Origin of the sequence: Methanocalculus sp., from assembly GCF_030651615.1 — an archaeon.
In the GTDB taxonomy this organism is placed as follows: Archaea; Halobacteriota; Methanomicrobia; order Methanomicrobiales; family Methanocorpusculaceae; genus Methanocalculus.
The window spans coordinates 1-4,568 of record NZ_JAUSCG010000013.1 but is presented as its reverse complement, the minus strand read 5'-3'; the positions used below and the strand labels follow the sequence as shown (position 1 = coordinate 4,568).

The following is a 4,568-nucleotide window of genomic DNA, read 5'->3' as shown; positions in this document are numbered from 1 at the left end:
TGTCTGTTTGATCGTGAATGCATGCATGATCTCACGGCAGACAAACACGATCAGGCATTGGAAATCCTCAAAAGATGCAGAAACGACCTCAAAAAACTTCAGCCAGAAGAGGAGGCGAAGAGATGACGGCTATTGTTGTTGATAAGCTCACAAAAAGGTTCGGTGACCTGACTGCGGTCGATTGCATCTCCTTTGAGATAAAAGAGGGGGAGATATTCGGTCTTTTAGGGCCTAATGGTGCCGGAAAAACCACGACCATCTCCATGCTCTCCACGCTCCTTGAACCAACATCAGGCAGAGCCCTCGTCAATGGTATTGACATCAGCAAAGATCAGGATGGTGTCCGCAAGTCCATCGGCATTGTCTTTCAGGATCAGAGCCTGGACGAGGAGCTGACCGCATGGGAGAATATGGATTTTCACGGCAGACTCTACCGTATTCCAAAGGCGACAAGAGAAGAGCGGATCGATGAGATGCTCAGGCTTGTCGAGCTTGAAGACAGGAAAGATAGCTTGGTGAAGACCTATTCCGGGGGGATGCGGCGGCGGCTTGAGATTGCACGGGGCCTCCTGCATGAACCGGCAGTCCTCTTTCTGGACGAGCCGACACTTGGACTCGACCCCCAGACCAGAAACCATCTCTGGGAATATATCCTGACCCTGAACCGGAACAAAGGCATTACCATTATTCTAACCACCCATTACATGGACGAGGCAGACCGGCTCTGCGATCGGGTGGCGATCATCGACCGGGGCAGGATCGTTGCGATGGATACACCTGCAAATCTGAAAAGTATGGTTGGTGAAGATGTTGTGACCGTCCTCTCTCCCGACTCAAAGAGGATCGCAGAGGAGATTACTGCACCGTGGATCGTTGGTGCGGAACAGTATGACGGGCAGGTGACCATCCGGCTCCGATCTGCTGAAGATCACCTTCTTGAACTCCTCAGTCTGATCGGGCGGGATGGATATACGATCGCATCCATATCGATCAGAAAGCCCACCCTCGAGGATGTCTTCCTCCACTATACGGGCAGGGAGATGCGGCAAGAAGAGGCAGGGGCGGCAGATCGGATGCGGATGATGATGCCGAGGAGGAACTGAAGATGGATATTATCTATACCCTCTGGCTCAGGAGCATGAAACGCTATCTCCGTTCAAAGAGCCGGATCGTCGGGAGCCTTGGGATGCCGGTCTTCTTCCTTCTTGCACTGGGATTTGGACTCAATTCTGTTGTGCAGATTCCAGGCAGCACAGGTGAGAACTATATTCAGTTTCTGGTTCCCGGAATCATTGCAATGAGTGTCCTCTTCACCTCGGTCTTTTCAGGGATCATGATCATCTGGGACAAGCAGTTTGGATTCCTGAAAGAGACACTTGTCGCACCGGTATCACGGCTTGAGATTATGCTCGGCCAGACCGTCGGCGGTGCGACGACAGCCGTCATCCAGGGGGCGTTCATCCTTGTGTTATCGCTTCTTATCGGGATCAGCATACCATCGTTATACGGGTTTCTCATCGCCTTCCTCTTCATGGTGCTCATTGGCATCTGTTTTTCGGCATTTGGTATTGCCATTGCCTCGAAGATGGAGGATATGCACGGATTCCAGCTGATCATGAACTTTGTTGTCTTCCCGATCTTCGGCCTCTCCGGCGCACTCTTCCCCATCGAAAGCCTGCCTGAGTGGGTGATACCCCTGACACTTCTGAACCCGCTCACGTATGGTGTCGAGGGGATCCGCTATGGGCTGCTCGGCACGTCAGCCATCCACCCGTTTGTATGCCTTGCAGCGCTTGGTGCGAGCACGGTGGTGATGATTGTCATTGGGGCATTCCTCTTCAGGAAGGCGTCATTGTGATAGGGAGAAGAGATGTGTTGTCAGGAATAGAAAGGGGAGACGGATCTCACCCGAGAGCTCTTCCTGAGAAGATAAGAATATTCCCCGATATTTTTTCCATTGAATGATAGTCTCTTGACATTCATCACGTGGCGGATTACGCCCGTGTGAACGCATCCTCTGCCATGCACCAATAGCCATTTCAGGAGTGATCACGCGAGAGTTCACCATATAATCCAGTAGCCAGCAGGTGCCACACCATTCAACTCCGTGCGCAACCGCTACGTAGATGAGCGCCCGATCACCGGTCAGGAGCGGTCTGTGTAGCTGTTTGGCAAGAAGGAGAACAGAGAGATCGGCATAGGAGGGGTGCGGATACCTGTCGATCAGATCCATTAATTCCTGAACCGAATCTGAGCTCAGAGACTGAACAGAGAGACCCATATCAACGAGTGCTGCAAACGGAGGATGCAACAGCTCTTTCTGAACGAAATCAGTGACGACAAATCTACAGGGGAGCAAAAAGAGATTCGTTATCAGATCCGCTTTATATAGATCGATGATCGCGTTCGTATCAATGACATACGAGGGATGAGTTGTCACGGGATATTTCTCCATTCAGAATAAAAAATTCAGCAATAGGCTGATTCAGGAGTTCTGCTGCTTTTGAGGTCGATATGATACCTTCTGCATGGGATCGATAGACAAGTGATTCAAGAGAAACAGGATCATCGCCTGCTTTTTCATCACCAGGTTCTTTTCTGTTCCATCCAAGTGTTGACAACTCTTTTCTCATCCGGGTATGGGTATCTGCGGAAATAATACCAAGATCCGATGCCCGATATATCCATGCACTCATTGAGAGTCCATACTTCTCTTTCACTATCGTGAGTTCGTGAACCGATATATGACGGCGGCTCTCTCCAAGTTCAAAGAGTACTCGTGTGGAAGGGACGAGAAATGCCCCTGCAAACCGATGCATTACCTTCTCATGATCCATACCATCCTTAGGTATCAGGAGACAGTGACCCAGCTCATGGGCGAGGGTAAACCTCTGCCGTGCGTAGGAGAGTCCGGCTCGCATAAGAATGACAAGATCATCCCCAAAACTGGTGCAGAGCGCATCAAACTTTGTAATGCCCCTGATGATCCCAATCTTCAAGCCCTTATCCTCAAGCAATGAGGTGAGATTATCAATAGGGTGTGTCCCAAGATCCCATACTTTTCGAAGATCATCTGCGGCAGTCTCAACGTCATCATAGCTTGATACTACTCTTGGGAATTCATCGGGCATCTCAAATATCCGGCGGATTCCGCTCAGCTCCTCAATGGAGAGATACCGCTCCAGCCAGTCTTGTGTTTCTGCTTCAATTCGGGTTCTCTCTTTTCCGGCGATCTTTTTTGTCCGGAAACTGATCTGACCTTTTGGTATCTCACGTGTGTGGCGGGACGGCCTGAGAAGGGCTGCAAGCGGTATCTCAAGCACATCGCTGATGCGGATCAATACCCCTGAATCGGGCACTAGAAGGCCTTTTTCATACTTATCCACAGTTGTATGAGATCTTTCAATCTTCTCTGCAAGATCGCGCAGAGACAACCCAAGACACTTTCTTCTAACCCTGATACGTTCCCCAATGGTCATGAACAAAACCCCCCGATCCTGATGCAAACTACACACTACGTTTACAAAATCAACCTTTGAGAATATATTTGTAACCCAGACCATATCCATATGTTCCGTATTGAAAGAAATCTCTATTAGATGAAAGAATTGAAAATTTAATCAAACAATTCCTCATGATAAATACCGGATATATAATAAAGTACTCATCCCAAATGAGATAGATGAAAAGGTGTTGCCAATGAAGCCTGATATTGTGCTGGAAGAAGAAGAGGATGGCACATTCTCAGTCCATTGCCCCGCACTGAAAGGCTGCCACTCTCAGGGAGCAACAAGGGATGAAGCAATCCGGAATATTCAGGAGGCAATAGATCTCTATCTGGATGTTGCTCATAAAAAAGCTAGGAAACCAATACAAAAAAGCCAAAAATTTATACCGGCGTTATCTCATCCGGTTTCATCTGAGGTAGTGCTGATATCACTTTTCGTACCCAAAGATATGCAAGAATGGGATCTGCAATATTGGCAATCAGGTATACCATCATAACCATCGTAAACGTGGCCGCAAGGATTCCTGCCTGAACAAGGATAAAGAACGGAAGGATGATCCCGAGGTTGACGACTATCCCGATATAGAAGATATACCGTGTCTGGCCGGTCCCAACGAAGATGCTGCGGAGAATGAACCCTGTTCCAAAACCGATGAAGCCGATGATCAGCCATTGGAATGCCGTGAGAGAGTAGGCGGAAATTTCGGGATTCTGGTTGAATAGTAACGATATGTGATCCCACCAGAGGACCCCGGCGGTAATGACAAGGAGCATGAAAATGGTCGCCAGCAGAAGTGAAGTCTTCAGACTATCCACAAGATCAGCAAACCTTCTCTCGCCCAGGTAATTCCCGACAAGGATACTGGTTCCATCCCCAATGGCAAAGATAGGCATCAGAGCGATCCAGAAGATCCAGATGGCTATACCGAATCCGGCGAACTCGTCCTTTCCGAGTCCATTCAGGAGGATTAAGATCAATACTATCCCACTCATCTGAAGCGCCGCTTCAAGACCGCTCCAGCTCCCTATCCGAAAGATCGGTATTACTTCCTTTCGCCAG

At 49.0% G+C, this 4,568-nt stretch carries 6 protein-coding genes; 3 read left to right on the top strand and 3 right to left on the bottom strand.

Going from position 1 to position 4,568, the window contains the following annotated elements:
• The first annotated feature begins 122 nt into the window (after window positions 1-122).
• Entirely contained in the window at window positions 123-1,103 is a 981-nt protein-coding gene (locus tag Q7V06_RS00490; RefSeq protein WP_304836467.1) for an ATP-binding cassette domain-containing protein, read from the top strand.
• A gap of 2 nt (window positions 1,104-1,105) precedes the next feature.
• The gene (locus tag Q7V06_RS00485; protein WP_304836464.1) at window positions 1,106-1,858 is read left to right on the top strand and encodes an ABC transporter permease; all 753 of its coding nucleotides are present in this window, start codon (window positions 1,106-1,108) and stop codon (window positions 1,856-1,858) included.
• Here the strand turns inward: Q7V06_RS00485 and Q7V06_RS00480 are convergent.
• The gene (locus Q7V06_RS00480; RefSeq protein WP_304836462.1) at window positions 1,850-2,440 is read right to left on the bottom strand and encodes a hypothetical protein; all 591 of its coding nucleotides are present in this window, start codon (window positions 2,438-2,440) and stop codon (window positions 1,850-1,852) included. The two genes, Q7V06_RS00485 and Q7V06_RS00480, sit on opposite strands and share 9 nt — an antisense overlap.
• A complete protein-coding gene (locus Q7V06_RS00475; protein ID WP_304836460.1) occupies window positions 2,412-3,479 on the bottom strand; it encodes an XRE family transcriptional regulator in 1,068 nt (355 codons plus the stop codon). Before Q7V06_RS00475 ends, Q7V06_RS00480 begins: the two co-directional genes overlap by 29 nt.
• Before the next feature lie 220 nt (window positions 3,480-3,699).
• On the opposite strand from Q7V06_RS00475, the gene Q7V06_RS00470 reads away from it, so the two are divergent.
• Window positions 3,700-4,005 carry a type II toxin-antitoxin system HicB family antitoxin gene (locus tag Q7V06_RS00470; RefSeq protein WP_304836458.1) on the top strand — a complete coding sequence of 102 codons (306 nt, stop codon included), beginning with the start codon at window positions 3,700-3,702 and terminating at the stop codon, window positions 4,003-4,005.
• Here Q7V06_RS00470 and Q7V06_RS00465 read toward each other — a convergent pair.
• Window positions 3,890-4,568 (bottom strand): MATE family efflux transporter (locus tag Q7V06_RS00465; protein WP_304836456.1); only part of this gene is annotated, 679 nt, incomplete at its 5' end. The two genes, Q7V06_RS00470 and Q7V06_RS00465, sit on opposite strands and share 116 nt — an antisense overlap.